The 23,018-nt window shown below is 70.6% G+C and carries 18 protein-coding genes; 8 read left to right on the top strand and 10 right to left on the bottom strand.

Annotated features, from left to right (window positions below; translation table 11 throughout):
* From ABZ570_RS25030 to ABZ570_RS25020, 3 genes are all read right to left on the bottom strand, one after another.
* On the bottom strand, nt 1-475 hold a 475-nt coding region (locus tag ABZ570_RS25030), incomplete at its 3' end, for an IS110 family transposase (RefSeq protein WP_358068293.1).
* Nucleotides 476-1,035: 560 nt separating this feature from the next.
* On the bottom strand, nt 1,036-1,701 hold the full coding sequence (locus ABZ570_RS25025; protein WP_358068290.1) for a CocE/NonD family hydrolase C-terminal non-catalytic domain-containing protein: 666 nt from the start codon (nt 1,699-1,701) through the stop codon (nt 1,036-1,038).
* Entirely contained in the window at nt 1,698-2,909 is a 1,212-nt protein-coding gene (locus ABZ570_RS25020; protein WP_358068287.1) for a CocE/NonD family hydrolase, read from the bottom strand. The genes ABZ570_RS25025 and ABZ570_RS25020 overlap by 4 nt, the downstream gene beginning before the upstream one ends.
* 194 nt (nt 2,910-3,103) lie before the next feature.
* Between ABZ570_RS25020 and ABZ570_RS25015 the strand changes: the two genes are divergently transcribed.
* On the top strand, nt 3,104-3,277 hold the full coding sequence (locus ABZ570_RS25015; RefSeq protein WP_358068284.1) for a hypothetical protein: 174 nt from the start codon (nt 3,104-3,106) through the stop codon (nt 3,275-3,277).
* A 110-nt stretch (nt 3,278-3,387) separates the two neighbouring features.
* The gene (locus ABZ570_RS25010) at nt 3,388-3,705 is read left to right on the top strand and encodes a hypothetical protein (RefSeq protein WP_358068281.1); all 318 of its coding nucleotides are present in this window, start codon (nt 3,388-3,390) and stop codon (nt 3,703-3,705) included.
* 289 nt (nt 3,706-3,994) lie between these two features.
* On the opposite strand, the gene ABZ570_RS25005 is transcribed toward ABZ570_RS25010, so the two are convergent.
* From ABZ570_RS25005 to ABZ570_RS24995, 3 genes are all read right to left on the bottom strand, one after another.
* Nucleotides 3,995-5,809 (bottom strand): hypothetical protein, encoded by a 1,815-nt coding sequence (locus ABZ570_RS25005; RefSeq protein ID WP_358068279.1) that lies wholly within the window; start codon nt 5,807-5,809, stop codon nt 3,995-3,997.
* Between the two features lie 272 nt (nt 5,810-6,081).
* A complete protein-coding gene (locus ABZ570_RS25000) occupies nt 6,082-6,675 on the bottom strand; it encodes a hypothetical protein (protein WP_358068276.1) in 594 nt (197 codons plus the stop codon).
* A 232-nt stretch (nt 6,676-6,907) separates the two neighbouring features.
* Entirely contained in the window at nt 6,908-10,351 is a 3,444-nt protein-coding gene (locus ABZ570_RS24995) for a hypothetical protein (RefSeq protein ID WP_358068274.1), read from the bottom strand.
* A gap of 488 nt (nt 10,352-10,839) precedes the next feature.
* Between ABZ570_RS24995 and ABZ570_RS24990 the strand changes: the two genes are divergently transcribed.
* From ABZ570_RS24990 to ABZ570_RS24965, 6 genes are all read left to right on the top strand, one after another.
* A complete protein-coding gene (locus ABZ570_RS24990; RefSeq protein WP_358068271.1) occupies nt 10,840-11,538 on the top strand; it encodes an FCD domain-containing protein in 699 nt (232 codons plus the stop codon).
* 89 nt (nt 11,539-11,627) lie between these two features.
* The gene (locus ABZ570_RS24985; RefSeq protein WP_358068268.1) at nt 11,628-12,518 is read left to right on the top strand and encodes an NAD(P)-dependent oxidoreductase; all 891 of its coding nucleotides are present in this window, start codon (nt 11,628-11,630) and stop codon (nt 12,516-12,518) included.
* 38 nt (nt 12,519-12,556) lie between these two features.
* Complete coding sequence (locus ABZ570_RS24980; protein ID WP_358068265.1) at nt 12,557-13,879, top strand: MFS transporter; 1,323 nt, start codon at nt 12,557-12,559, stop codon at nt 13,877-13,879.
* A gap of 18 nt (nt 13,880-13,897) precedes the next feature.
* Nucleotides 13,898-14,788 carry a transketolase gene (locus ABZ570_RS24975; RefSeq protein ID WP_358068262.1) on the top strand — a complete coding sequence of 297 codons (891 nt, stop codon included), beginning with the start codon at nt 13,898-13,900 and terminating at the stop codon, nt 14,786-14,788.
* Complete coding sequence (locus ABZ570_RS24970; RefSeq protein ID WP_358068260.1) at nt 14,785-15,780, top strand: transketolase C-terminal domain-containing protein; 996 nt, start codon at nt 14,785-14,787, stop codon at nt 15,778-15,780. The genes ABZ570_RS24975 and ABZ570_RS24970 overlap by 4 nt, the downstream gene beginning before the upstream one ends.
* Entirely contained in the window at nt 15,777-17,060 is a 1,284-nt protein-coding gene (locus tag ABZ570_RS24965; protein ID WP_358068257.1) for a four-carbon acid sugar kinase family protein, read from the top strand. The genes ABZ570_RS24970 and ABZ570_RS24965 overlap by 4 nt, the downstream gene beginning before the upstream one ends.
* A 117-nt stretch (nt 17,061-17,177) precedes the next feature.
* Here ABZ570_RS24965 and ABZ570_RS24960 read toward each other — a convergent pair whose 3' ends face one another.
* The 4 genes from ABZ570_RS24960 to ABZ570_RS24945 form a co-directional block, all read right to left on the bottom strand.
* Nucleotides 17,178-18,437 (bottom strand): hypothetical protein, encoded by a 1,260-nt coding sequence (locus ABZ570_RS24960; protein WP_358068254.1) that lies wholly within the window; start codon nt 18,435-18,437, stop codon nt 17,178-17,180.
* Between the two features lie 207 nt (nt 18,438-18,644).
* Entirely contained in the window at nt 18,645-18,905 is a 261-nt protein-coding gene (locus ABZ570_RS24955) for a hypothetical protein (RefSeq protein WP_358068251.1), read from the bottom strand.
* Nucleotides 18,906-18,998: 93 nt separating this feature from the next.
* Nucleotides 18,999-20,285, bottom strand: a complete 1,287-nt coding sequence (locus tag ABZ570_RS24950; RefSeq protein ID WP_358068248.1) for an erythromycin esterase family protein — start codon at nt 20,283-20,285, stop codon at nt 18,999-19,001.
* A 441-nt stretch (nt 20,286-20,726) separates the two neighbouring features.
* Nucleotides 20,727-22,988 carry a catalase gene (locus ABZ570_RS24945; protein WP_358068245.1) on the bottom strand — a complete coding sequence of 754 codons (2,262 nt, stop codon included), beginning with the start codon at nt 22,986-22,988 and terminating at the stop codon, nt 20,727-20,729.
* Between the last annotated feature and the right edge of the window lie 30 nt (nt 22,989-23,018).

Raw genomic sequence — 23,018 nt, 5'->3', positions numbered from 1 at the left:
GCAGCGTCTGGCGCAGCCGCAACGTGTGCCGGGTGCGTTCCCAGATCAGCGTCTGGTGCGCTCGGGTCACTACCTTGACCGCCTCCGCTTGAGCGCTGTCGCCGGCGACCGGACGCAGTTGATGCCGGTCGACGCGCACCATGTCGGCCAGGGTGTGCGCGTCACCGGCGTCGCTCTTGGCCCCGGACACGCCGTGCCGTTCCCGATAGCGGGCCACCTGCAGCGGGTTGATCGCGTAGATCTGGTAGCCGGCGGCGATCAGCGCCTGAACCCACGGGCCTCGGTCCGTTTCGATGCCGATCACCACCTGGGCCGGCTCGTCGTCCTCGCCCAGCTGCTCTCCGATCAGCCCGTGGAGGCGGGCGATCCCGTTGATTCCCTCCTCGAGTTTCGCCTTGCCCAGCCTGCGGCCTTCCTCGTCCTGTATCTCGACGTCGTGGTGGTCCTCGGCCCAGTCATCTCCTACGAACAGCACGCCATCTCCTCCCGGCGGTCCACAGTCGAGTCAGCTGCCTGGCAGCGTGCGGGAGAGCTTCCGCGAGCTAATGAACAAGTGCTCATGCCGACGGCGGCGGGCACGACATCCCATCAGCGGTTTCGCCTCCCGACCACTGGCAGGGGCACGATCTGTCACTAGGACTGCGATGCGTCCTGCAACCGCGAGTGCTCACCGGCCAGCGGCTACCGGAGCCGAGTCTGCCGCAACCGACCCGGTAACTCTCATTAGCAACAGGGCCGACCATTGCGAGCCAAAACCAGCCGGCGATGGACCAACGCCCGAGGTCAGCGACGTGTGTGGAGGGGCCGGACGGAGCGCCCAGAACTTACAAGCGAGGGGGCCGGGCTGCCGTCTGACTGTAGGGGAGGGCCTACTCGGCGACGAAGACCGTACGCCGAGCAGGGTCTCGGGTAGGGCTTGACCGTGACCGTCGGTTTGAGACCAGCGCCGGCGCGCCGCCGAATCGGACGGGCCGGCATCGAAGGCGAGCCGTCGCCGGCCCGGACGGCGCAGGAGCCGCCCGGGCCGGCGACGTGTCAGAAGCCGAGCGCCTCGCGGCCGCCGACGATCGGCAGGGTGAGACGGCTGGAGCCGGGCTGGACGGTCAGTCGGGTGCCGCCGAGCGGTAGCAGGGTGTATTCCTGATCGGTGGAGAAGACGACCACCCCGATGCGGTGCCCCGCCGCGAAGACGTAGTCCTTCGGCTGCAGGGTCCAGCGGTAGTCGTACATCAGCCCCTGCTTGATGGCGGTCGTGTGCGACCAGCCGGTCCGGTTCTGCGGATCCATCCACCCCCGGGTCACCACCACCGGCCGGGTGGTCGAGCCGGGAGCGCCGTAGTCGACCAGGTAGACCGACAGGTTCGCGTCGTCGCGGTTGTCGATGGACATCCGCAACCGCATCTCGGGCCGCCCGGACAGGCGTACGTCGCCGGTCAGCACCGGCGAGCGGTAGACGAGCCGGTTGGCGCTGGCCGTATCGGGACCGGCCACCAACGTGCTCGGGCTGATCGTCCGGCCCTCGTCCACGAACGACTGCTCGGCTCGCTGGTTCAGCGCGCCGGTGGTGATCAGGCCACCGGGCTCGGTCGCGCGGTCGGCGGCGAGGTGCAGCGCCACGTCCCGGGCGCCCGGGTCCGGCCAGTTGGCGTACGTGGTGTAGGACCGGTTTTCGCGCTGCAGGACCGCCGTGGGCTCGTTCATGATGCCGTTCTGCACTCCCACAGCCAGTAGTCGAACCAGCGGTTCTCGGTCTGCTTGTACGTCCACGCCTGGCCATCCGGCAGGGTCACCGTCGCGGTGTTGCCCGGGCCGCCATGGCCGCCCTGGTGCAGCCAGATCTTGCGCGGCACGTCGGCCGCGGCGAGCCGGTCCCACCAGCCGGCGAAGTTTTCCGTCTTCACGTTCCAGTCGTTGAGGCCGTGCACGACGAAGACGCTGGCGGTGACCTTTTTGGCGTCCGGCAGGTAGTCGCGTGCCCGCCAGAAGTCGCTGTAGTCACCGGTGATCCGGTCCTGTTCCGCCGTCAACTGGGCGATCTCGTCGGCGCATCGACCTTCGGCGCGCGCTCTGCCCGCCGTGTACTGCGCCAGGATGTCGAGGTCCTCGCCCTGGTAGGTGCCCGGTGCCACCACGAGTCCGTTGGCTCGGTAGTAGTCGTACCAGTTGCTGATCGCGGAGACCGGGATGATGGTCTTGAGGTTCTCGACCCCGGTCGTGGCGACCATGTTGGGCAGTGTCCCGTTGTACGACACGCCGGTCATGCCCACCGCTCCGGTGGTCCAGTCGGCGGTTACCGGCGCACCGGCGGCGTTGTACGCCTTCGCCCGGCCGCCCAGCCAGTCGATGATGGCCTTCGTGCCGAGCGTCTCCGCCGTGTCCCCACTGGTCGGACAGCCGTCGGAGTCCGCGGTGCCGATGCTCTGCCCGAGCACCACCGCGTACCCCCGCGGGACGTAGTAGTCGTCGAGGGTGCCGGGCAGGTTGGCCTTGGCCTGCTGGATCCCGATTGCCTGCGACTGGCTGCGCAGGTGCTTGGTGAGCCCGGTCTGCGGCAGCTCGTCCACCAGCACGCTCGGGTACGGCACGTCGTTCCAGGTGCCCTTGCGGTACGGACTGTGCTCGAAGATGACGGGGACCTTGAAGCCCTCCGTGGCGGTCTCCCGAGGGCGGGAGATGTCGGCGACGACCCGGTCCAGCACGCCGTCATGGTCGGTGTCGAGTGGCGTCTCCACCCACACCCGTTCCTCGATGGCGTCGGCGAACGAGAACACTGGTTGGGTCATCCCGTCGCTGACGGCGATGCCGGGTGACGGCGCCGGCGCAGCGCCGGCCGGTGCTGCCGGCACGGCCAGGACCGATGTGGTGGCCAGAGCGGCGGCAAGCAGAGTGCGGTAGCGCGGTTGGCGCACAGGTTCCTCCCGTGGTGGGGGCTACTCCAGGGGATCATGGTAGTTGCGCCAGTGGCCGCGGTCGATGGTCGCTCGGGCGCGAATGGCCGTTGTTCATCCGGTAGTCGGTCATCAGCATTCCCGGCCTTTCGGTTGGCAAGGCCCGTAACGACCAGGCGAGGTGATGTCCGGCCTGTGCTGTTACCTTGCCGGACGTGAATGATCAGCTGACGTGGATCGACCGGATCATCGACGTGACCGGATGGCGTCAGAAGCCCGAGGATGGCGTCGGCTGGGAGCAGGTGGAAGCCGGGCTGGGCGTCGCCCTGCCGACGGACTTCAAGGAACTGTGCCGACGGTTCGTGCCGGGGCGTTCTACGCCTACCTAGACCTTCTACGGCCGACCGACGATCACGCGCAGCCGCTGCTTCGGACGTGGGCCTATTGCCGGCAGTGGGCAACCGAGCATGACTCCACGCGGTTGTGGGCCCCTTACGAGATGTACGAGCCCGACAAGGGGTCGGGCCTGATCCAATGGGGCAGCGACCAGACCGAGGGGGAGTACTACTGGCTGGCGGACCGCTCGGTGGAGCCCGACCGGTGGCCTGTGGTCGCGCGGTGGGACGGCATCGAGCCATGGCACCAACTCGACATGTCGACGGCCGAGTTCGTCTACCGCGTGATCGCGGATCCGGAGTTCAAGCCGTTCACGGTGGCCGACCCGCCGCGGCGAGCTTTCTACCTGCCGCACTGGGGGCCGTTCCCGCCGAGCGCCGACGACTGGGAGGCTCTCACCGACCCGAACCGCAAAGGCTGAACGACGCCCTCGGAGGGGCCGCACTCGAATAGCAGCAGGTCAGCCACCGCGGGCTGTGGCTGCTCGCTGCTGGCGGCGGCTTCCTCTTGATCGCGTTTCCTCTCCTTGGCCGACGGGCGCGTTGAGTGGCGAATGGAGCAGCGCGCCCGGGTCGCGGCGAGCGGGGCTGTCGACAGCGACCGGCCCCCGGACGAGGGCGGCCGTTGACGGCCAGGCCAGACAGCCGCCCGAGGTCGCAGATCGCCAGTCCCGATCGGCCTTGGGCTGTAGGTACCTCCAGAGCAGCGGGTTATCGGTCGACGCGGCTGAGAGTGCGGCTGATGGCCGGGACTACGGCCAGCACGAGGGCGTACCCGAGGATCTGCAGGCCCAGCGCGATGGCGTAGTTGGTGCCGGTGAGGGTGACGTTTTCGCGGATGCCGAAGGGCGCTGTGGGCACGGTGGCGTCCAGGGCGAGGAGCAGGGCATTGATGTTGGTGTTGCTGGTGGGCGCCTTGGGCGCGACGTCGTGTAGGAGTGCGGTGCCGGTGATGACGGCGGCGATCAGCCAGCAGAAGGCGCGCCAGGGTACATATCCGTAGCCGGAGAGGGCGTCGACGAGCCAGCCGGGGATACGCCAGGCGGCGGCGAGCAGGGGGCGCAAATGGCGCGGTGTCCGCCAGGTGCCGGGTGTGTTGCGGCGGCGGGTGCGTTGTTTGGCCAGCATTACACGTCGGGCGTCGCGGTCGTGGCCGATGCTGCGGTAGTAGGCGGCGAGCTGCTCGTAGGGCTGGGGGTGAAAGCCGGCGGGGTCGCGGCGTAGCCAGGTGATGCGGTGGCGCGCCGGCGGATCGGGGTCGGGGTCCAGATCGGTGTACGTGAGTCCGGTAAGCCGCATGGGCGGCTGGTTCAGTGCGGCGGGCACGTCGAGGACACCCAGGTGAGCGTTGGCCAGGTCGGCCCGGCCGTTGACCTGTGACGGCAGCCGTACGTGTGGACATTCGACGCCCTCCAGATCCAGAGCAACTCCACCGGGGTTGGCCAAGGTGGCGTCGATGAAGGCGAGCTGGCCGGCGATACGCGCCCCGAGTAGGCGTACTTGCCCGGTGGCGTTGAAGCCGTCGCTGCAGAACATGTCCTGGTCGACGGTGAGGCGGTCGGCGTTGAGGGCGTCGCCGTTGGGGTTGGTCAGGGTGGCGCCGCTGAGGTCGAGTTGGCTGCCGATGTGCGCGCCGGGGAGGCGTGTCTCGCCGGTGGCGGTGAAGCCGTCGCTGCAGAACATGTCCTGGTCGACGGTGAGCCGGTCGGCGTTGAGGGCGTAGCCGTCGGAGTTGGTCAGGGTGGCGCCGCTGAAGTCGAGTTGGCTGCCGATGTGCGCCCCGAGGAGGTTCACCTCGCCGGTGGCGGTGAACCCGTCGCTGCAGAACATGCCCTGGTCGACGGTTAGCCAATCGGCGTTGAGGGCGTAGCCGTTGGGGTTGGTCAGGGCAGCGTCGATGAAGGCGAGCTGGCTGCCGATGTGCGCGCCGGGAAGGCGTGTCTCGCCGGTGGCGGTGAACCCGGCGCTGCAGAGCACGCTCTGGTCGACGGTTAGCCGGTCGGCGTAGAGAGCAACGCCGTTGGGGTTGGTCAGGGTGGCGCCGTTGAAGGAGAGTCGGCCGCCGATGTGCGCGCCGATGAGGCGGGTTTCGCCACAGCACGTGCTCTGATCGAAGGATACGGAGCCACGGGCCTGCCAGTCACGTCCGGTCAATCCAGGCAAGCGCGTCCTGTGAAACGTCGTCGGCCCAGTGGAGGCGCCGGTGAAGTCCGGCGGCGCATCAACCCAGCAGCGGTCGAGGAGAAGCTCGTACCCGGCCTCACCGCCACCGATGTTCAACTCACCGATGACCCGGGCGCCCGTCAGCGCAACCCGGGCGACGTAACCCGCCTCCCTGTCCTGCACGCCGAGCAGCAGGCGCGCGATGACCTCGCCGCGCACCTGGCGATCCTCCAACCAGGTGTCGGGGTCGAAATTCTCGGCTGTGGGATCGCCATCCCCCAGATCCACCACCGTGCCGCGGGGAAACGCGTCCCACAGCTTGCACTCAGCCTCGTTGAGCAAGTCCGATCGCTGCATGACCATCCTCTCCAGACAGAGAGTGTGTACCGCGGATCTGTTCCGCGGTACCGCCCTGACCGGTGGAGCCAACGAGGAGGCGGCAACGAGGGCAGCGAAAACCGTGCTGAGGATCAGGCTTCGCCGGTGCACGGAGGTCCGCATCCGGGCCGTCAGGAGCCGGGTGACGGCGACGCGCGCTACCACTGAGGTCAGGCGGACCGGTGTGCCCGACGACCTCTGCCAGTGGAAGCCCCGGCCCTTGAGCTGGGTGCTTGACCGGCCCCGATTGAGCCGAGTCATGTGCCAAGCGGAGCACCGTGCCAGCGCCATTCATTCAGCTGGGGGCGCCCCGGCAGCTCGATCCGGCCGGTGGACCACCGCAGTGCCGCCCACGGGTCCACCCTGGCCAACTCCTGCGCGCCTTGCGGAAAGAGCCGAGCGAGTACCCGGGCGCACACGTCGCGTAGTGGATCGATGGTGAGGCCGAGGCCCTGCGCGATGTCATCGCCGTGCAGCAACGCCTCCACGCATCCCATCGCGGCGAAGCCCTCTGGATCGGCCTGGCCGGTGGGATGGTAGGCCCGAACATCCGGGCCGGAAGCGCGTACCGTGGCTGCCAAGATGCCGCCACCCGCCTCGGCGAACTCCAGGATCTCCTCCGGGGAGGCGTCCTTGTCAGCGTGGGCCACGAAGCGCACATACCGCCTCTCCGGCCGCGCCACGAGTTGGCCCGCGAACGACATCAGGCAGTCGCCGATGTGCTCGGCGGTGTGCCAGCAGTCCCACTCCAGGCTGCCTGCTCGGGTGGACCAGTCCAGGCCGGGCGTCAGCCGTAGGCTGGCAACAACGCTGGACATCGCTGCGTCGAGATCATCGGCGGTGACCGCCATGGTTCCCTCCAGGCTTGCGAGGCCGATGCCGCACCGGCCGTGGCCAGAACCGCCAGCTTTCCTGTTGGGTGTGACGAAATGAGTGACAACGATGTGGACGGGCCGACAGCGGTCGCTCCTTCGGGACGAGAAGGCCGCGTCCGAGGGAGGGCGCTAGCTGCTGTGATGGACGGTCCCGCCAACCAACCACAGCAGGGGTCCCGCGCTCGGCGCGCAGGCCCGGACCAGGACGTCAACTCGCGGGCAGTATCGTCTTCACCTGGAACTCCCCGGTCGGCCCGATCTCGATGACGGGCAGCCGACGTCCGACGGCGTTGCCCGTCGTGGCGTCCAGCGTGAAGGTACCGCCGGCGCCGTGCACCTGGTTGCGCTCGCGGTCGGACCGCCCCAACTCCGAGCGCACGGTCTGCCGCGTGGGCAACTCCCCGGGCTTCAACCCGTTGGCGGTGCGGCTGATCGTCTCGGTCAGCGCCAGCATCGCGTCGTGGGTCATGACGCCCCAGCCGTCGGCAAGGTCGGTGGTGTCGAACCCGAGCCGCTCGAACTCGGCGGAGAGCCGGTCGAACTCGGTGATGCCCATTGTCCGCGCGGCGTCGGGGTCGACGAGCGGGGTGTAGACGATGGACAGGCTCGGCTCGCCGCTCCTGGGGAGCAGGTCTGGCCTGGTACGCAGCATCGACGCGTCCGAACCCGTGACGAGCGTGATGCGCCGGTCCAGCGCGCAGCCGCGCTGGCGCAGGTTGGTGATCAGATCGTCCAGCAGCACCGCGCGGCCCGCGTAGAGCACTGTGTCCGGGGCGCCGTCGCCGCAGAGGTCTTTTGTGATCTCGCGGAACTGGGTGTCCAGCGACGCCTCGGTGTCGAATCGGCTCTCCACGCTGATCGACAGCTTGCGGTCCGTCGCGGCTGCCTTGAACTCCCGGTAGAGCGTCGAGGTGTAGAGGTCGGTCTCGTCGCTGTCGTAGACGAGCATGGCCTTGCCGACGCCCCGTCGGGTCAGGTGGTCCGACAGCACCCCGATCTGGTCGCCGGTGGTCGCGTTCACCCGAGCGAGTCCCCTGATGTAGCGGGTGGGTACGCCCGGCTCGGCGGCCGGCTCCACATTGAAGTCGGTGGAGGTGGCCACCGAGGCGACCATGGGGATGCCGGCCGCTGACAGCGCGCGTGCGGTGTCCCGGGCGTTGGTGGTGCTCTGGCCGACCCCGATCACGCCGACCAGCCGTTCGTCGTCGGCCAGCTCGATCAGCTGGTCGACCACCTGTCGCCACTGCTGCTGTCGGCTGCCCGGGTTGGCAAGCAGCAGTTGGACCTTCGGCTCGCGCTTGTCCTCGTTCGCCGCGAGCTGGGCGACGTGGGCACCCTCGAGCTGGGCGCGGATTCGCGGCCACGTCACGCTGCCCACGTCGGTGGGCAGCAACGGCGTGAGCAGCGCGACCGTCACGTGCGGCTGCTCCCGCACGCGCTCGTTCTCCGCCAAGATCTGCTGCTGCACCGCGGCGAGTTCGCCGCCGAACAGGTACGAGCCATCAGTGACCCCGACACACTCGCCGTCCCGCTTGTCGACGCCGTCGCCGCACCGGGTGAACCTGTTCACCCCGAAGGCGACCGCGGAGCCGAGCACCAGCGCCACTGCCGCGGTGATCGCCGCCAGCCGGACCCGCCGCCCGCGCCGTACGCTCTCCGTCATCGGCGGTGTGAAGTCGACCCCCTCTCGCTGCGGCGTCGACGCCTGCCGTCGCCCCACCGGGCTGGGCACGGGGGTGTCGCCCGCCTCGGCCCTGGCCTCGAGTCGCAGCGCGGCTTTGAGGAAGTCGTTGCGTGGCACGCCCGGCCGCTGTGCCAGCGTCTTCAGATCCCACGCTGCGCTGCCGTAGAGGTCCGCGCGGTCGGCGACGGAGAAGGGGTCGTTGGCGGCCCACAATGCCACCACCACACGGGCGATCGTCCGACCGGGCTCGTCCGCCGGTCCGGCGTGGCCAGCCGCTGCGAGTACTCGGGTGGGGTCGGTCTCGTCCGTGTCGAGGTCACTGGGGGCGGCGGTAACCGTATCGAGCTCGGCGAACCAGGCCCGCGCGTCCGGCAGCAACTCCTCCAGGCGTTGCACCACCGCGTCGATGTCCCGCAGCGCCAGGGCGTGGTAGAAGCGGTCGGATTCCCTGCCGTTGTCCCGCAACCAGGTGTGGACCGCCGTCCACCGCTCGGGAGTGGCAGCGAGGCGGCGCAGCAGCAGGTGGCGCAGGGCGGGCAGCATCACCTCGCGCCCCGTGCCGGTGTCATGCGTCCGCAGTTCGGCGGGCACCAGCCCGGCCCCGTCCCGCGCCGGGGATACCAGGCCGCTGCGGGCCAGCTCGTCGGCCTGCTCGACGTCCCTGGCGGCGGAGCAGGCTTCCAGGGCGGCCAGGACCGCGTCCGCGGGCCGGCCGAGCAGCTCGCGCAGGAGCCGCTCCTCGACGGTGACCGGGGCCTTGTCGACCGGGCCTCGCCACCGGGACTCGAGCAGCCGCTTCACCGACGTGTGCCCGCCGGTCTGGTCGCCGATGGCCTTGACGATGACGGCGGTGGCGGCGGGGTGTCCCCCGGTGACGCGGTACACCTCGGCCGCGACGGCGCGGCGCGCGCCGAGCCGGGGGCCAGCGACGTCGGACACCATGTCCTTGACCTCGTCCAAGGTCAGGTCGCGCAACGCCACCGGGTAGGAGTCGCTCGCGAACGGGCCCTGTCGGCGTTCGAGGTAGTCGTCGTAGCTCGCCTTCTCGGCGAAGGGGATCTCCTCGTCCGGCGCCACGTGCCGGACCACGTCGCCTGCGCTGGTGGCGACCACAGTCAGCGGATCGGCTTCGCCGCGGCGGGCGTCGGCGAGCGCGCGGTAGAGCAGGCGGCCAGGTTTGCTGTCGATGTCGTCCAGCAGCAACACGCAGTTCAGCGACCACCTGGCGGCGCGTCTCTTGGCGAAGCCGGCCCGCAGATCGGCCAGGAAGGCGGCCCACAGCAGTTCGGTCGCGTCCTTGCGTTCGGCCTCGCTCGCGTCCTCCCGGGTGAGCTTGTTGAGCCAGACCAACTGGTCGTACGCGTTGTCGCCGGAGCCGTACCACTCCAGCCCTTCGCCCAGCATGACGCGGCGGCCGCGCCGCCACGACACCAGGCCGTTCAGGATGAGGTTCGGCGCGTACTGGGCGGCCGTGGTCGCTCCTGGGACGGCGCTCACCCCCGGAATCGCGCCGCTGACATCCTGCGCCAGGTTGCCGAGAAATGTACGGAGCTGATCAAGGCGCCGCGCGTTCTCCAGGGCGGTCCGGATGGTCAGACGGGCAGCCGGGCCGGGGGAGTCGATCTGCGCGGAGATGGCCACCTGGGCCGTGACGAAACGGGGAAACGGGATCGGACGGAAGCCCGCGGCGTTGCGGTTGAGGTCGAACGCGAGCAGCGACAAGACTTCCCAGGCGGTGGTGCTCTTCAACGTGCCGCAGTTGACGCGCGCATAGGGAACCTTGCCCTGGAGTTCGTTCTGCAGAACGTCCAGCAGCGCAGTTTTGCCACAGCCCTTGGGGCCGGTGAAGATCAGGATCGGCGTGCGGCGGGTGGTCGGCAGGCCCTTCGACTCGGGTCGGGTCGCGAACTCACGGACAATCGCGAGTGCCCGATCCCTACCCCGCACGTCGGACGGGTCGTTAGGCATTCACACTCCACCAGACCGAGTACGAGTTGACATGGTCGTCCCATCGAGCCCTGTCGCGCCTGTCGGAAGATCGTACGGGCTCCGGACCGCCCGGCACCAGAGCGTTGATCGGTCCGCATTCTATTGGGAAATGCCAATTATTGCGGCACCAGGCGGCGTGGAATTGTCATCGGGCGGGCGAGTGGCGGGGGTGCCGGAGGCCGGACTGGTGCGTTACTGCGCCCGCCCAGCCCGCTACCGAGAGCGGCCGGTCTGGTCGAGCGGCAGTCCGCGGCCGCCGTGCATGAGCTCGGCGACCAGCCGTGCTGCCGAGCGAGCGCCTGACATCTTTTGCTGCTGGCCGGGCCACCGCGACCCGGAGGTGGGGCGGAGCGCGCCGGACGCGCGAGGGGTCGCCCGAGAAAGGTCAGACCAATCTGTTGACGTCCTGGTAACGCCGGCCTAACCTCGAGGCAATTGGTCGAACCAAAGTGCGGGAGGTGGGTCGGATGGGGATGGATCTTGCGGCGCTGCTCCAGAACCTGGCGGAGCGGGCCACCCCCGAGGCCGAGACCGGCCGGCTCCGGCTGCCCACGGAGCGCGAGCTCGTGGCCTCCCTGGACATGAGCCGCGGAGCCCTCCGCGAGCAGCTGTCGATGCTGGAGATCCTCGGTTTCCTCGACCGTACCCAGGGTCGCGGTTCGTACCTGGACGCTCCAGATGCCCACTTCATCCGGCTCTACTTCGACCTGTGCCGCCAACTCGGCCACCTGAGCAACGAGCAGTTCTCGTCCGCTCGGGAGATGCTCGAGGTGTCGGTCGCCGAGGCCGCCGCGCGGAAGGCCACCGCCGACGACGTCGACGACCTGCGTGACCTGGTCGACCAGATGATCCGGGCCAGCAGCGACGGTAACGACGACTGCGCCCTGGAGGCGGACCTGGAGTTCCACAGCCGGCTCTACCGGATCGTGGACAACCCGATCTTCACCCTGCTGCACGACGGGCTCAGCCACGCCCTGCGCAGCGAGGTGGTCGAGCGCCGACGCGTCGCGGTGGAGCGCGAACCGCTGCTCCCGGGCAAGACCCGGGTGATCGACACGGTGCACTACGGCATCGTCGAGGCGATCGGCGAGCGCGACACCGAGGGTGCCCGCCTCGCGATGCGCCGCCACTTCACCGTCTGGTCGTCACTCACCGGCGGCAACTAGACCCAGCGTTCCACCTGGCGCGCGGCGACCGGCCGTGCGCCCGCCGGACGCTACCCGCGAACCCGGGACCCGGACCGACGGATCGGCCGGTGAGCGGCTTCGACCTGCACAGCGGAAGGACAACGATGAGCAACGCGAGCATCGTCTTCGTCGGCATCGGCGCCATCGGCCTGCCGATGGCGACCCGGCTTGTCGCCGGGGGCCACCCGGTGACCGGGGTCGACCCGGTGCCGGCCGCCCGGGAGCGGGCGGCGGTCGCCGGCATGGCCGTCGCGGAACGGTTCTCCGCCGCCCCCCGCGCGGATTTCGTGGTCGTCATGGTCGCCACGCCCGCGCAGCTCGACGAACTGGTCACCGACGCGCTGACCACGGAGTTGACCGGGCAGCGGTGGATCGTGATGAGCACCGTGGGCCCCGAGTCCGTCCGCGAGCAGGCGGCCCGCCTGGTGGCCGCCGGCGCGCGGGTCGTCGACGTGCCGGTGACCGGTGGGGTGGCTCGGGCGCGCACCGGCGAGCTCACCCTGTTCGCCGCGGGCGACCGCGTGGACATCGACGCCGCCCGCCCGGTCCTCGCCCACCTGGGCATGCCGCACACCGTCGGCGACGCCGTCGGCGACGGCCAGGCCATCAAGGTCGTCAACCAGCACCTCTGCTCGGTACACATCGTGGCCGCCGCGGAGGCGCTGGCCCTCGCCGGCAAGCTCGGACTCGACCGGCGGAAGGTGCTCTCGCTCGTGGAACAGGGCGCCGCCGGATCCTGGATGCTCTCCGACCGCGGGCCCCGCATGCTGCAGGGCACCGACGTCGAGGTCACCAGCACGATCAACATCTTCGTCAAGGACAGCGGCCTGGTGGCCGCCGCGGCTCGGACGGCCGACGCGCAGACCCCCCTGCTCGACGTCGCCCGCGCCCGTTACGAGCAGGCGGCCGAGGCCGGCCTGGCGACGCGGGACGACTCTCGCGTCATCGAAACCTACTGAATCCCCCTCTCGCGCCCCCGCACAGCAAGGAGCAGGAGATGACTGCTGCATCGCCCGTGGCCGCCCGCCACGACAGCCCGGCGAAGGTCTCGTTCGCCTCGATGATCGGCACGGCCGTGGAGAGCTACGACTTCTTCATCTACGGCACGGCCGCCGCCGCCTACTTCGGCACGGTGTTCTTCCACACCGAGGAGAAGCTGGTCGGCGTCCTGGCGTCGTTCGCCACCCTGGCCATCGGTTTCCTCTTCCGTCCCCTCGGCGGCTACCTCGCCGGCCACTACGGTGACCGGCTCGGTCGCAAGACCGTGCTGATGTGGTCGCTGATCCTGATGGGCGTCGCCACCGTCCTGGTCGGCGTGCTGCCGACGTACGGCCAGGTCGGGATCATCGCGCCGATCCTGCTGATCCTGCTGCGTATCCTTCAGGGCATCGGCTTCGGCGCCGAGTGGGGCGGCGCGGTGCTGATGGCCGTCGAACACGCACCCGCGCGTCGCCGCGGCTTCTTCGGCGCGGTGCCGCAGATCGGGATTCCCGCCGGCCTGCTGCTCGCCAACGGCGCCTTCCTGCTCAGCGCGGCGCTGTTCACCGGCGACTGGGTGTGGCGGATGCCGTTCCTGTTCTCCATCGTGATGGTCGCGGTCGGTCTGTTCATCCGGTTGCGGGTCGCCGAGTCGCCCGAGTTCACCGAGATGAAGGCCAACAACGAGATTCGCGAGGCTCCGGCGCTGGAGGTCATCCGGCGTGACTGGCGGGTCATCCTGCGGATCATGGCGCTGCGGCTCGCCGAGACCGGCGGCTACTACGTCACCACCAGCTTCATGCTCTCGTACGTCGTGCTCGCCGAGCTGACCAGCAAGGAGAACGTGCTGATCGGCACCATGGTCGGCTCCGCGCTCGGCCTCGGGAGCCACCTGGCCTTCGGTGCCCTCTCCGACCGGATCGGCCGCAAGCGGGTCTTCCTCATCGGCTCGGTGTTCACCATCGCCTTCGGCGTACCGATGTTCCTGATGATCAACACCGGCGCGGTCATCATGGTGGTGGTGGCCGTCGCGCTGGGGCTGCTGCTCAGCCACGACCCGATCTTCGCGGTCGAGTCGTCCTGGTTCTCCGAGCAGTTCCCGCGCGACGTGCGCTCCTCCGGCATCTCCCTGGGCTACAACGGGGCGTCCCTGGTCGCCGGCCTGCTGCCCTTCGCGGCGACCGCCCTGTACGGCTGGATCGGGTGGATGGGCCCCGCCGTGCTGTTCACCCTGCTCGGCGTCGTCTCGACGGCCGCCGCCGCCTTCACCCGGGAGACCGCCCCCGCCCTGGTCGGCGAGGAGCAGAGCACGCCGCGCCCGACCGAGCCCGCACTTGCCTGACGAGAGAACGGGAATCACGTGACCACGATCATCGACCGGCAGCTCGACCGGGTGGACCTTCCGACCCGGGCCGAGCGGGTACGCGCCGCCGCGTACCGGATGCGGCACCACATCCTCGACATGGGCGAGGTGCAGGGGCAGGGCTACGTGGGCCAGGCCCTCGGCGTCGCCGACATGCTGGCCGCCGTCTACGTCGACCAGCTGCGCTACCGGGCGGACGACGAGCACTGGCCGGAGCGGGACCGCTTCCTCCTCTCCACCGGCCACTACGCGATCGCGCTCTACGCCGCCCTCGCCGAGGCGGGCGTGGTGCCGGTGGAGGAACTGGAGACCTACGGCTCGGACGACTCCCGGCTGCCGATGTCCGGCATGGCGTCCTACACCCCGGGCATGGAGATCTCCGGCGGCTCCCTGGGCCACGGGCTGACCGTGGCGGTGGGGATGGCGCTGGGCCTGCGCCACCAGGGCCGCCCGGCCCGGGTGATCAACTTCCTCTCCGACGGCGAACTGGACGAGGGCTCGACGTGGGAGGCGGCCATGAGCGCCGCCCACCACAAGCTCGGCCGGCTCACCGCGCTGGTCGACATGAACGCCCTGCAGGCCGACGGGCGGACCGAGACCGTGCTGCACATCGAGCCGGCGGAGGAGAAGTGGGCGGCGTCCGGCTGGTTCACCCAACGGGTGGACGGCAACGACGTCAAGGCGCTGCTCGCCGCGTTCGACGCGGTCGCCGAGCAGTCGGACCTCACCGGCCGGCCGTCGGTGATCCTCTGCGACACCAGGATCGGTCGCGGTGTGCCGCTGCTGGAGGCCCGGGAGAAGGCGCACTTCATGCGGATCGATCCCGACGAGTGGGAGCTGTGCCGGCGGCAGTTGACCGACGGGCACCAGGAAGTGGAGGCACGATGACCAGCGCGACCGCGACCCGGCGGCTGACCACCTCGGCGATGATCGCCTCGTTCGCCGACCCCGGCCAGCGGACCGCCGACGCGCCGTTCGGGCACGCCCTGGCCGCCCTCGCCGAGCAGGACGAGCGCGTCGTGGGACTGACCGCCGACCTCGGCAAGTACACCGACATGCACGTCTTCGCCGCGGCGCACCCGGGCCGGTTCTTCCAGATGGGCATGGCGGAGCAGCTGCTGCTGGGCGCGGCGGCGGGCATGGCGGAGGTCGGCCTGGTGCCGTTCGCCTCGACGTACGCGGTCTTCGCCGCCCGGCGGGCGTACGACTTCCTCTGCCTCGACATCGCCGAGCCGAACCTGAACGTCAACATCGTCGGCGGCCTGCCCGGCCTGACCACCGGGTACGGCCCGAGCCACCAGGCGACCGAGGACATCGCCATCTTCCGGGGCATGCCGAACCTGACCATCGTCGACCCGTGCGACTCGGTGGACATCGCCCAGGCGGTACCCCAGCTCGCCGCGGCCGAGGGCCCGACCTATCTGCGCCTGCTGCGCGGGAAGGTGCCCACGGTCCTCGACGAGTACGACTACACGTTCCAGCTCGGCAAGGCCGCGGTGCTGCGTGGCGGGCGGGACGTCGTCCTCGTCTCCAGCGGCCTGATGACCATGCGCGCGTTGCAGGCGGCGGAGCGACTCGCCCGGCACCACGTCGACGCGGCGGTGGTGCACACGCCGACCATCAAGCCGTTCGACGCGCCCACCGTCCTCGCCGAGGTCGACACCGACCGGCTGGTGGTCACCCTGGAGAACCACACGGTGGTCGGCGGCCTCTTCGAGACGGTCGCCTCGGCCGCCGTCCGGGCCGGCGTCGGCAAGCGGATCGTGCCGGTCGGTCTCCCGGACGAGTTCCTGGCCGCCGGCGCCCTGCCCACCCTGCACGACCGGTACGGCCTGGCCACCGACCGGATCGTCGAGAAGATCCTCGGCGAGCTGGCATGAGCGGCGGTGCGGCGGCGGGCGCAGCGGTCGCCGTGCCGAAGACGGTGGTGCTGGACGACGACCCGACCGGCACCCAGTCCGCCAGCGGGGTCCGGGTGCTGCTGCGCTGGGACGCCGACCTGCTGACCTCGACCCTGCGCGAGGTCGACGCGGTCTACCTGCAGACCAACTCCCGGGCCGTGGACCAGGCCACCGCGGTGGCCCGGTCCCGGCGGATCCGGGCCGAGGTCGAGGCCGCCTCGACCGCGCTCGGCGGGCCCGTCCAGGTGGTGCTGCGCGGGGACTCGACGCTGCGCGGGCACGTCTTCGCCGAGACCGACGTGTTCACCACCGACGACAGCCCGGTCCTGTTCGTTCCGGCGTTCCCCGCCGGCGGGCGGACCACCGTGGGCGGCGTGCACTATGTCCGCACCGCCGCCGGGCCGGTCCCCGCCCACGAGACCGAGTACGCCGCCGATCCCGTCTTCCCGTTCCGCCACTCCGACCTTGCCGGGTACGTGCGGGACCTCGGCTGGCGGGAGGCGTTCCCGGTGCCGCTGGAGGAGATCCGCTCCTCCCAGGGCGACGCGGTCGCCGCCGCTCTGCTCGCCGCACCCGGCCGCGGGGTGGTCATTCCGGACGCCGAGACGGACGAGGACATCGACCTGATCCACCGCGGCCTGCGTGCCGCGCAGCTTCGGGGCAGGCCGGTCGTGGTGCGATCCGCCGCGCCGCTGGCCGCCCGGTGCGCCGGTGCGGCCAGTCGGGGCCTGCTGTCGCCGCCGTTGGCCGAGGAGCGAGGGCCGGTCCTGGTGGTCTGCGGCTCCCACACCTCCGGTGCGACCGCACAGCTGGCGGAGCTGGAACGGCGGCACCGGCTGGCCCGCCTGACCATCGACACCGAGGCGGCCCTGAGCGACAGTACGGCAGCCGGCCTCGCGGTCGTGCCCGGCGCGCGTACCGCCCTGGCGAGCGACGGCATCGTGGTGGTCAGCTCGGAACGGATCCGCCGCGCGCAGCACCACACCCTGGCCCACGGCGAGGCGGTGATGGCGGCGCTCACCACGGCGGTGCGCGCGCTGGCCGACGACGTGCGGGTGGTGGTCGCCAAGGGCGGTATCACCTCCGCGGAGGTGGCCAGCACCGGCCTGGGTGCCGCCTCGGCAACCGTGCGCGGGCAGGTGCTGCCCGGAGTGTCGGTGTGGGACCTGCACGTCGACTCGGGGGCGACGACGTACGTCGTCGTGCCCGGCAACGTGGGCGAGCCGGGCGCGCTGGTGGACGTCGTCGACCGGGTCTGACAACGCGCCGTCCGCCTGCGGACCAGCTGGGGTGCGCAGTACCGACGAGGGCCGAACCGGGCGGCCCGGCCTCGCGGCCGGGCCGCCGGGGTTCTGCCGGTACGGCGTGGAGGATCGTCAGTTCACGCCCGCGTCCAGGGCGACCTGGTCACCGGTCGCCACGGTGAACCAGTCGGTGTAGCCGTAGTTGTTGTAGCCACCGGTCTCGTTCCAGTGGTAGATGAGGTCCGAGTCGACCGAGTCGATGAACTCGTGCGGGTCCTGCACATAGAACTCGACGCGATAGGTGCCCGTGCGAACGTACGCGACGTAGGTGCCGTCGACGTTGACGGTGACCGGGTAGCCGGGCTGGCCCGCAGTCTGTGGGATCAGGTCGATGTGGTCGATCCCGCCGTTGCCGACCGGAGCGCCACCCTCGCCGGCGTCGCGTACGCCGTTGCGGTTGCTGTCCACCCAGACGATGCCGCGTACGACCGCGCCCTGCTCCACGGTGATCGTGTTCCGCGCCGTGTTGTTGTCCAGGGTGGTCTCCGTCGACGTCGTCGACGCGGTCGCCTCGATCGTCACCACGTCGCCCGCCGTGACGTCGGTGAGGGTCACGTCGAATTCCAGTGGCTCGCTCGTCTGGCCCGGCCGCAGCGGGCCGTGAACGCAGCGCCAGCCGGTCCGGCCGTCGGCCACGCCGTCGCCGAACGCGCAGTCCCACCCCTCGTTGTACGTCTCCCAGCCGCGCGTGCCGGTCGGCACCGGGGTGGTGACGGTGACGTCGCCCGAGGGCGAGTTCCCGGTGTTCCGGACCGATGTGATGAGCTGCGCCTGCTCGCCGGGGAGCAGTTGCTGGGTGATGGCGGCGGGCACGAAGTCGAGATCCACGGTGCTGGGGATGTAGCGCACGGTGGCTTCGCCGGTGTTGTTCGTGGTTGACGACTCCGTACCGGTCTTCGCCGTGGCGGTGACGGTCACCGCGTCGCCGGCGGTGCCGGCCGGGAGCCCGAACGGAATGTTCAGCGTGTCGGCAACCTCCCCGGCGGCCAGGGGGGCGTGTGCGCAGGTCGCGGTGCCCAGCAGGTCGCAGTGCCAACTCGGCGGGATCACGAATCCGTCGGTGGCGAACCAGGCACCCGCCGGCAGCGTGAACGCCACTGTCACGTCCTGGCTGGCCTTCGTGCCGGAGTTACGCAGGTCGACGGTCAGGGTGGACCAGCCGCCGCTGGCCGGCACCTCCACCGGGTCGACGGAGGCGGCGACGACCAGGTCCGCCCGGGCCGGGGCGGCGGCCGCCGGGGCGGCGGGCAGCAGCCCGACGGTGGAGACGGTCAGCGCACTCCCCGCGAGTACACCGGCCAGCGTGAGACGTCGTTGCTGGTGCAGAGACATAGAATCCTTACGCCATAGGGACGCGCCGGATCGCTCCGGCGGGGACAAGAGGGATCCTGTCCGTACACCCAGCGACGAACCGATGATCTTCGTTACGTGGTGGGGCCGTCCCGGAAAAGTCCCGACCAGGCGACGTCGCGCCGGTGGCGCCGGAGTCAGTCCTCCGGCGCCACCGGCACCTGTTCGGCGACGGGTCGACCCGACGTCCTACCGGCTCTTCTTGAGCTGGTCGCAGAGCTTCTCGGGATCACGCACGAACTCCATCCCCTTGTCACGCACCCGGGAGAAGTCGTCGATCATGTGCTGTACCTCGCCGGGTGTGAACCTTCGGTCCTCGTCGCCCGACTTCTTCAGCCAGCTGATCACGTCGTCGTAGCTCTTCCAGTCCTGCTTGCCCATCAGGCGCTCGATGTCGGTGACGTCGTAGTCCTTCTGCATCGCCTGGCTGGACGGGTCATGGATCTTCATGACCTGCTCCTCCCCGTGTGACAGTGGTCTGCCGCGCGATTGCCCCAGGCGTCCGGCGGCAAACGGACCGCGGCATGATCCGCGGCGCCGCCGTCAGACGCCGGACGGATACGTCTCGGGCTCGGCCAGGCTGGTAGGCCGCGTACGCAGCGGCCGGACCGCCTGGGTCTCGTCGATCCAGCAGAAGGCGTCATAGCGGTCGCCGAGCACCGTTGGTACGTAGTTGCCGAAGCTCTCCCGCTCCGGGTGGTAGACGACTCCGATCGCCCGGTGGTCGAGCTCGTCGGTGAGCACGTCGGGCTTGCCGTCGCGCGGGAAGACGAACAGGGCCTCCGCCGGCGCGGCGCCGTGCAGGGCCTCTTCCAGGGAGTGCCGGCGGCCCGGTGGCACCGGCATCACCTCCATCGGCGCGCCCCAGGCGTCACCGGCCACCACCGTGCCGTGGTGGGTGCCGAAGCCGACCAACACGACCTGCTCCGGACCGTACCGCTCGCGGGCGAGCTGGCCGATGTTGACCTCCCCGGCGTCGGCCATGTCCGTGGCGCGGGCGTCCCCGACGTGGGTGTTGTGCGCCCAGACGACCGCCTTCGACCCCGGTCCGTAGTGCTGCAGCAGCCGGTCGAGGGTGTCGTCCATGTGCCGGTCGCGGACGTTCCACGACTCCCGGCCACCGCGCGCCATCGTCCGGTAGTAGCGCTCGGCCCCGGCGACGATCTCGGCGTTCTGCCAGGCCCCGAAGCGGCCCGCGCCGCCGGCCATGGCCCGCTCGCGTAGCCCGACGAGCAGGTCCACCACCTCGTTCTCGCAGTTGTTCGGGACGAATCGGGTCGCCAGCGCGTACTGCTGCGGGTCCTCGTCGTACGGCTGGAAGCAGCGGTACGCGGCCAGCGCCGCCGGCACCTGCTCCGGGTCGTGCTCCTGCAGCCAGGTGATGATCTCGCGTAGCGACTCCCACAGCGAGTACACGTCCAGACCGTGGAACCCGGCGCGGTCCGGCTCGTCCGCCCCCGCGTTGCGGGTACGCAGCCAGCGGGTGAAGTCGATGACCTCCTCGTTGGCCCACATCCAGGTCGGCCAGCGCTCGAAGCTGGCGAGCGCGTCCCGCGGGTCGCCGGGCGCGGCCGTCTGGCAGCGGACGCTGCGGTCCACCCGCTCGCAGTCGGGCCAGTCGCCCTCCACAGCGACGAACGAGAAGCCCTTCTCCTCGATCAGCCGCCGGGTGATCGCCGCCCGCCAGGTGTAGAACTCGTGCGTGCCGTGGCTCGCCTCGCCGAGCATCACCACCCGGGCGTCCCCGATCCGGTCCAGCAGCACGTCCAGGTCACCCGGGTCGGTCAGCGGCGCTGCCAGCCCGGTCACCTCGTCGTCGTAACGTCCCATGTTCACCCCCGCGGCGTCAGGTCCCGGCCCGTCGTCATGCCCCCTGGCGTACCCGGCCCGGCACCGGCCATGCGACGAGCCCCGAGGCGGGTCGCGGTGCCCCGGCGCCCGGGCCGAGGTCCGGACCGAGACGAGGAACGTCCATGAATGCGGTCAGCGGCGTGTGGACATGGCGACCCGAGCGGGATCGCCACCTCAGCGCGGGGTAGGGGGTGACTGCTTCCACGTCGCTACGAGGAATCGTGCGGGACCGGAGCAGCCCTCTGACGGTGACGTGGTTTCGGTCGAGGGACACGGACATGCGGTAGCCGCGGACGGAGAGCGTGACGCCAACCGCCAGGATGGCGAGGCAGGCGAGGGCCGCGTAGTCGGGTAGCTCCTCGGCGATCGGCCAGGCCACGATGACGGAAGGGCAGCCCCGCCCACGCGCCCGAGGATGTGTCAGGAGACGGACGCGGGGAAGCGTTCCCACACCCGGTGCGCCGCCATCAGCTGCCGCACCTTGGCGAACACGTCGTTGCCGGAGTCGCCCGTGACGACGCCGGGCGTGTCGGCCACACCGGCTCGCTGGAGCACCTCGATCCCGGCGCCCCAGCCACCGATCGCCTTGGCGTGCCGCCAGCACTCCTCGACCAGCAGCAGCACCCGCGGGTCCACGGTGGGGGAGGCCGGCGTGCCGGCCTCGGCGTCCCGGGCCGCCAGTGCGTCCGGCGCCGGTGCCGGCGCGCCGGCCAGCAGGAGCGCGTCGAACTCGACCGAGCGGCCGGTGGCGAAGGTGCGCTGCACCGGCAGGTCGTCGACCCTGCCGCCGTGCGGGGCGACCAGGAACGGCACCATCCCGGCGGCGAGCACGGCCCGGCGCACCTGGCTGACGCCGTCGAGGCTGCCGTCCGGGTCGACGACGATGCCGACGGTCCGGCCGTCGACCGGCCATTCCCGGCCCACTTGCGACAGCGCCGGGCTGGGCGCGACGTCGGCGAGGGGCACGGTCGGCTCCGGGGCGGGCAGGCCAAGGCCGGCGGCGACCTGCGCGCACAGCACCGGGTCGATGTTGGCGAGGCACTTCAGCTGGCGTTCCCTGATCGCCTGGTGGTGGCACTTGCCGAGCTCGAAGGTGTAGGCGCGGATGATGTGTTCCTTCTCCACCGGCGACATGCTCAGCCAGAACAGCCGGACCTGGCTGAAGTGGTCGTCGAACGAGGCGGGGTGCGCCCGTACCTTGGGTCCCTCCGCCACCCGCACCGGCACGTCGACGAACGCGTGGTCGTCGTCGCCGGCCCGGAACGGGTTGCCGCCGTCGAGCGAGTTCGGCCGGTACGGCGCGACACCCGCGTGCACGGCGTCCTGGTGGAAGCCGTCCCGGAGCATGTCGTTGACCGGGGCGTGCGGGCGGTTGATCGGAATCTGCGCGAAGTTCGGCCCGCCCAGCCGGGTGAGCTGCGTGTCGACGTACGAGAAGAGCCGGCCCTGCATCAGCGGGTCGTTGGTGACGTCGATGCCCGGCGGCAGGTGCCCGATGTGGAAGGCGACCTGCTCGGCCTCGGCGAAGAAGTTCGTCGGGGTACGGTTGAGCACCAGCCGGCCCACCGGCTGCACGGCCGCCAGTTCCTCCGGCACGATCTTCGTCGGGTCGAGCAGGTCGATGCCGGCGAAGCTCTCGTCGGGCGTGTCCGGGAGGACCTGCAGGCCCAGTTCCCACTCCGGGTACGCGCCGGCCTCGATGGCATCGTAGAGGTCGCGGCGGTGGAAGTCCGGGTCGATGCCGCCGAGCAGCTGCGCCTCCTCCCAGGTCAGGGAGTGCACGCCCAGCCTGGGCTTCCAGTGGAACTTGGCCAGCGCCGTCTCACCGGCCGCGTTGATCAGCCGGAAGGTGTGGACGCCGAAGCCCTCCATCATCCGGAACGAGCGCGGGATGCCCCGGTCGGACATGTTCCACATGGTGTGGTGCTGCGCCTCGGTGTGCAGGGAGACGAAGTCCCAGAAGGTGTCGTGCGCGCTCTGCGCCTGCGGGATCTCCCGGTCCGGGTGCGGCTTGCCGGCGTGGATGACGTCGGGAAACTTGATCGCGTCCTGGATGAAGAAGACCGGGATGTTGTTGGCGACGAGATCGAAGGTGCCCTCGTCGGTGTAGAACTTCGTCGCGAAGCCACGGGTGTCGCGGACCGTGTCGGCCGACCCGCGCGAGCCGAGGACCGTGGAGAACCGGACGAAGACCGGCGTCTCCGTACCCTTCTTGAGGAAGCCGGCCCGGGTCACCTGCTCGGCCGTGCCGTAGGCGGTGAAGACGCCGTGCGCCCCGGCGCCCCGGGCGTGCACCACCCGCTCGGGGATGCGTTCGTGGTCGAAGTGCGTGATCTTCTCGCGCAGGTGGTGGTCCTGGAGCAGCACCGGGCCGCGCGGCCCGGCCTTCAGGGAGTGGTCCGTGTCGCGGAGCCGGGCACCCTGCGCGGTGGTCAGGAAGCTGCCCTGCTGGCCGTTGGCGGTGCTGGGCACGCCGGTCCGCGCACCGGTCGCGGTACGGGTCTCCGGGGCGGTCTGATCCCGCTTCGGCGGCAACGGGCCGCGCGGGGTGGTCGGCTCCGCCAGGTCGGGCAGGGCGCTGCCGGGCGCGCCGGGCACCGCCGGGGTGAGGGCCTCGGTCACCTTCTCGGCGGCGGCCTCCACGACGTCCTGGACAACCTTGGCGGGCTTGCTGGATTCCATCTCGAAGAGCCTCCGGGGGAGCGACGGCCG

It is taken from the genome of Micromonospora sp. NPDC007271, assembly GCF_040634005.1.
Classification (GTDB): Bacteria; Actinomycetota; Actinomycetes; order Mycobacteriales; family Micromonosporaceae; genus Micromonospora.
The sequence above is the reverse complement of the archived record's forward strand: the minus strand, read 5'-3'. Positions and strand labels throughout refer to the sequence as shown.

What these genes read in the sequence shown, in the direction of transcription:
- ABZ570_RS25025 (WP_358068290.1), bottom strand. Translation starts at nt 1,701, where the DNA reads ATGAACGAGCCCACGGCGGTCCTGCAGCGCGAAAACCGGTCCTACACC.
- ABZ570_RS25010 (WP_358068281.1), top strand. Translation starts at nt 3,388, where the DNA reads ATGTACGAGCCCGACAAGGGGTCGGGCCTGATCCAATGGGGCAGCGAC.
- ABZ570_RS25005 (WP_358068279.1), bottom strand. Translation starts at nt 5,809, where the DNA reads ATGGTCATGCAGCGATCGGACTTGCTCAACGAGGCTGAGTGCAAGCTG.
- ABZ570_RS25000 (WP_358068276.1), bottom strand. Translation starts at nt 6,675, where the DNA reads ATGGCGGTCACCGCCGATGATCTCGACGCAGCGATGTCCAGCGTTGTT.
- ABZ570_RS24995 (WP_358068274.1), bottom strand. Translation starts at nt 10,351, where the DNA reads ATGCCTAACGACCCGTCCGACGTGCGGGGTAGGGATCGGGCACTCGCG.
- ABZ570_RS24990 (WP_358068271.1), top strand. Translation starts at nt 10,840, where the DNA reads ATGGGGATGGATCTTGCGGCGCTGCTCCAGAACCTGGCGGAGCGGGCC.
- ABZ570_RS24980 (WP_358068265.1), top strand. Translation starts at nt 12,557, where the DNA reads ATGACTGCTGCATCGCCCGTGGCCGCCCGCCACGACAGCCCGGCGAAG.
- ABZ570_RS24970 (WP_358068260.1), top strand. Translation starts at nt 14,785, where the DNA reads ATGACCAGCGCGACCGCGACCCGGCGGCTGACCACCTCGGCGATGATC.
- ABZ570_RS24965 (WP_358068257.1), top strand. Translation starts at nt 15,777, where the DNA reads ATGAGCGGCGGTGCGGCGGCGGGCGCAGCGGTCGCCGTGCCGAAGACG.
- ABZ570_RS24960 (WP_358068254.1), bottom strand. Translation starts at nt 18,437, where the DNA reads ATGTCTCTGCACCAGCAACGACGTCTCACGCTGGCCGGTGTACTCGCG.
- ABZ570_RS24955 (WP_358068251.1), bottom strand. Translation starts at nt 18,905, where the DNA reads ATGAAGATCCATGACCCGTCCAGCCAGGCGATGCAGAAGGACTACGAC.
- ABZ570_RS24950 (WP_358068248.1), bottom strand. Translation starts at nt 20,285, where the DNA reads ATGGGACGTTACGACGACGAGGTGACCGGGCTGGCAGCGCCGCTGACC.
- ABZ570_RS24945 (WP_358068245.1), bottom strand. Translation starts at nt 22,988, where the DNA reads ATGGAATCCAGCAAGCCCGCCAAGGTTGTCCAGGACGTCGTGGAGGCC.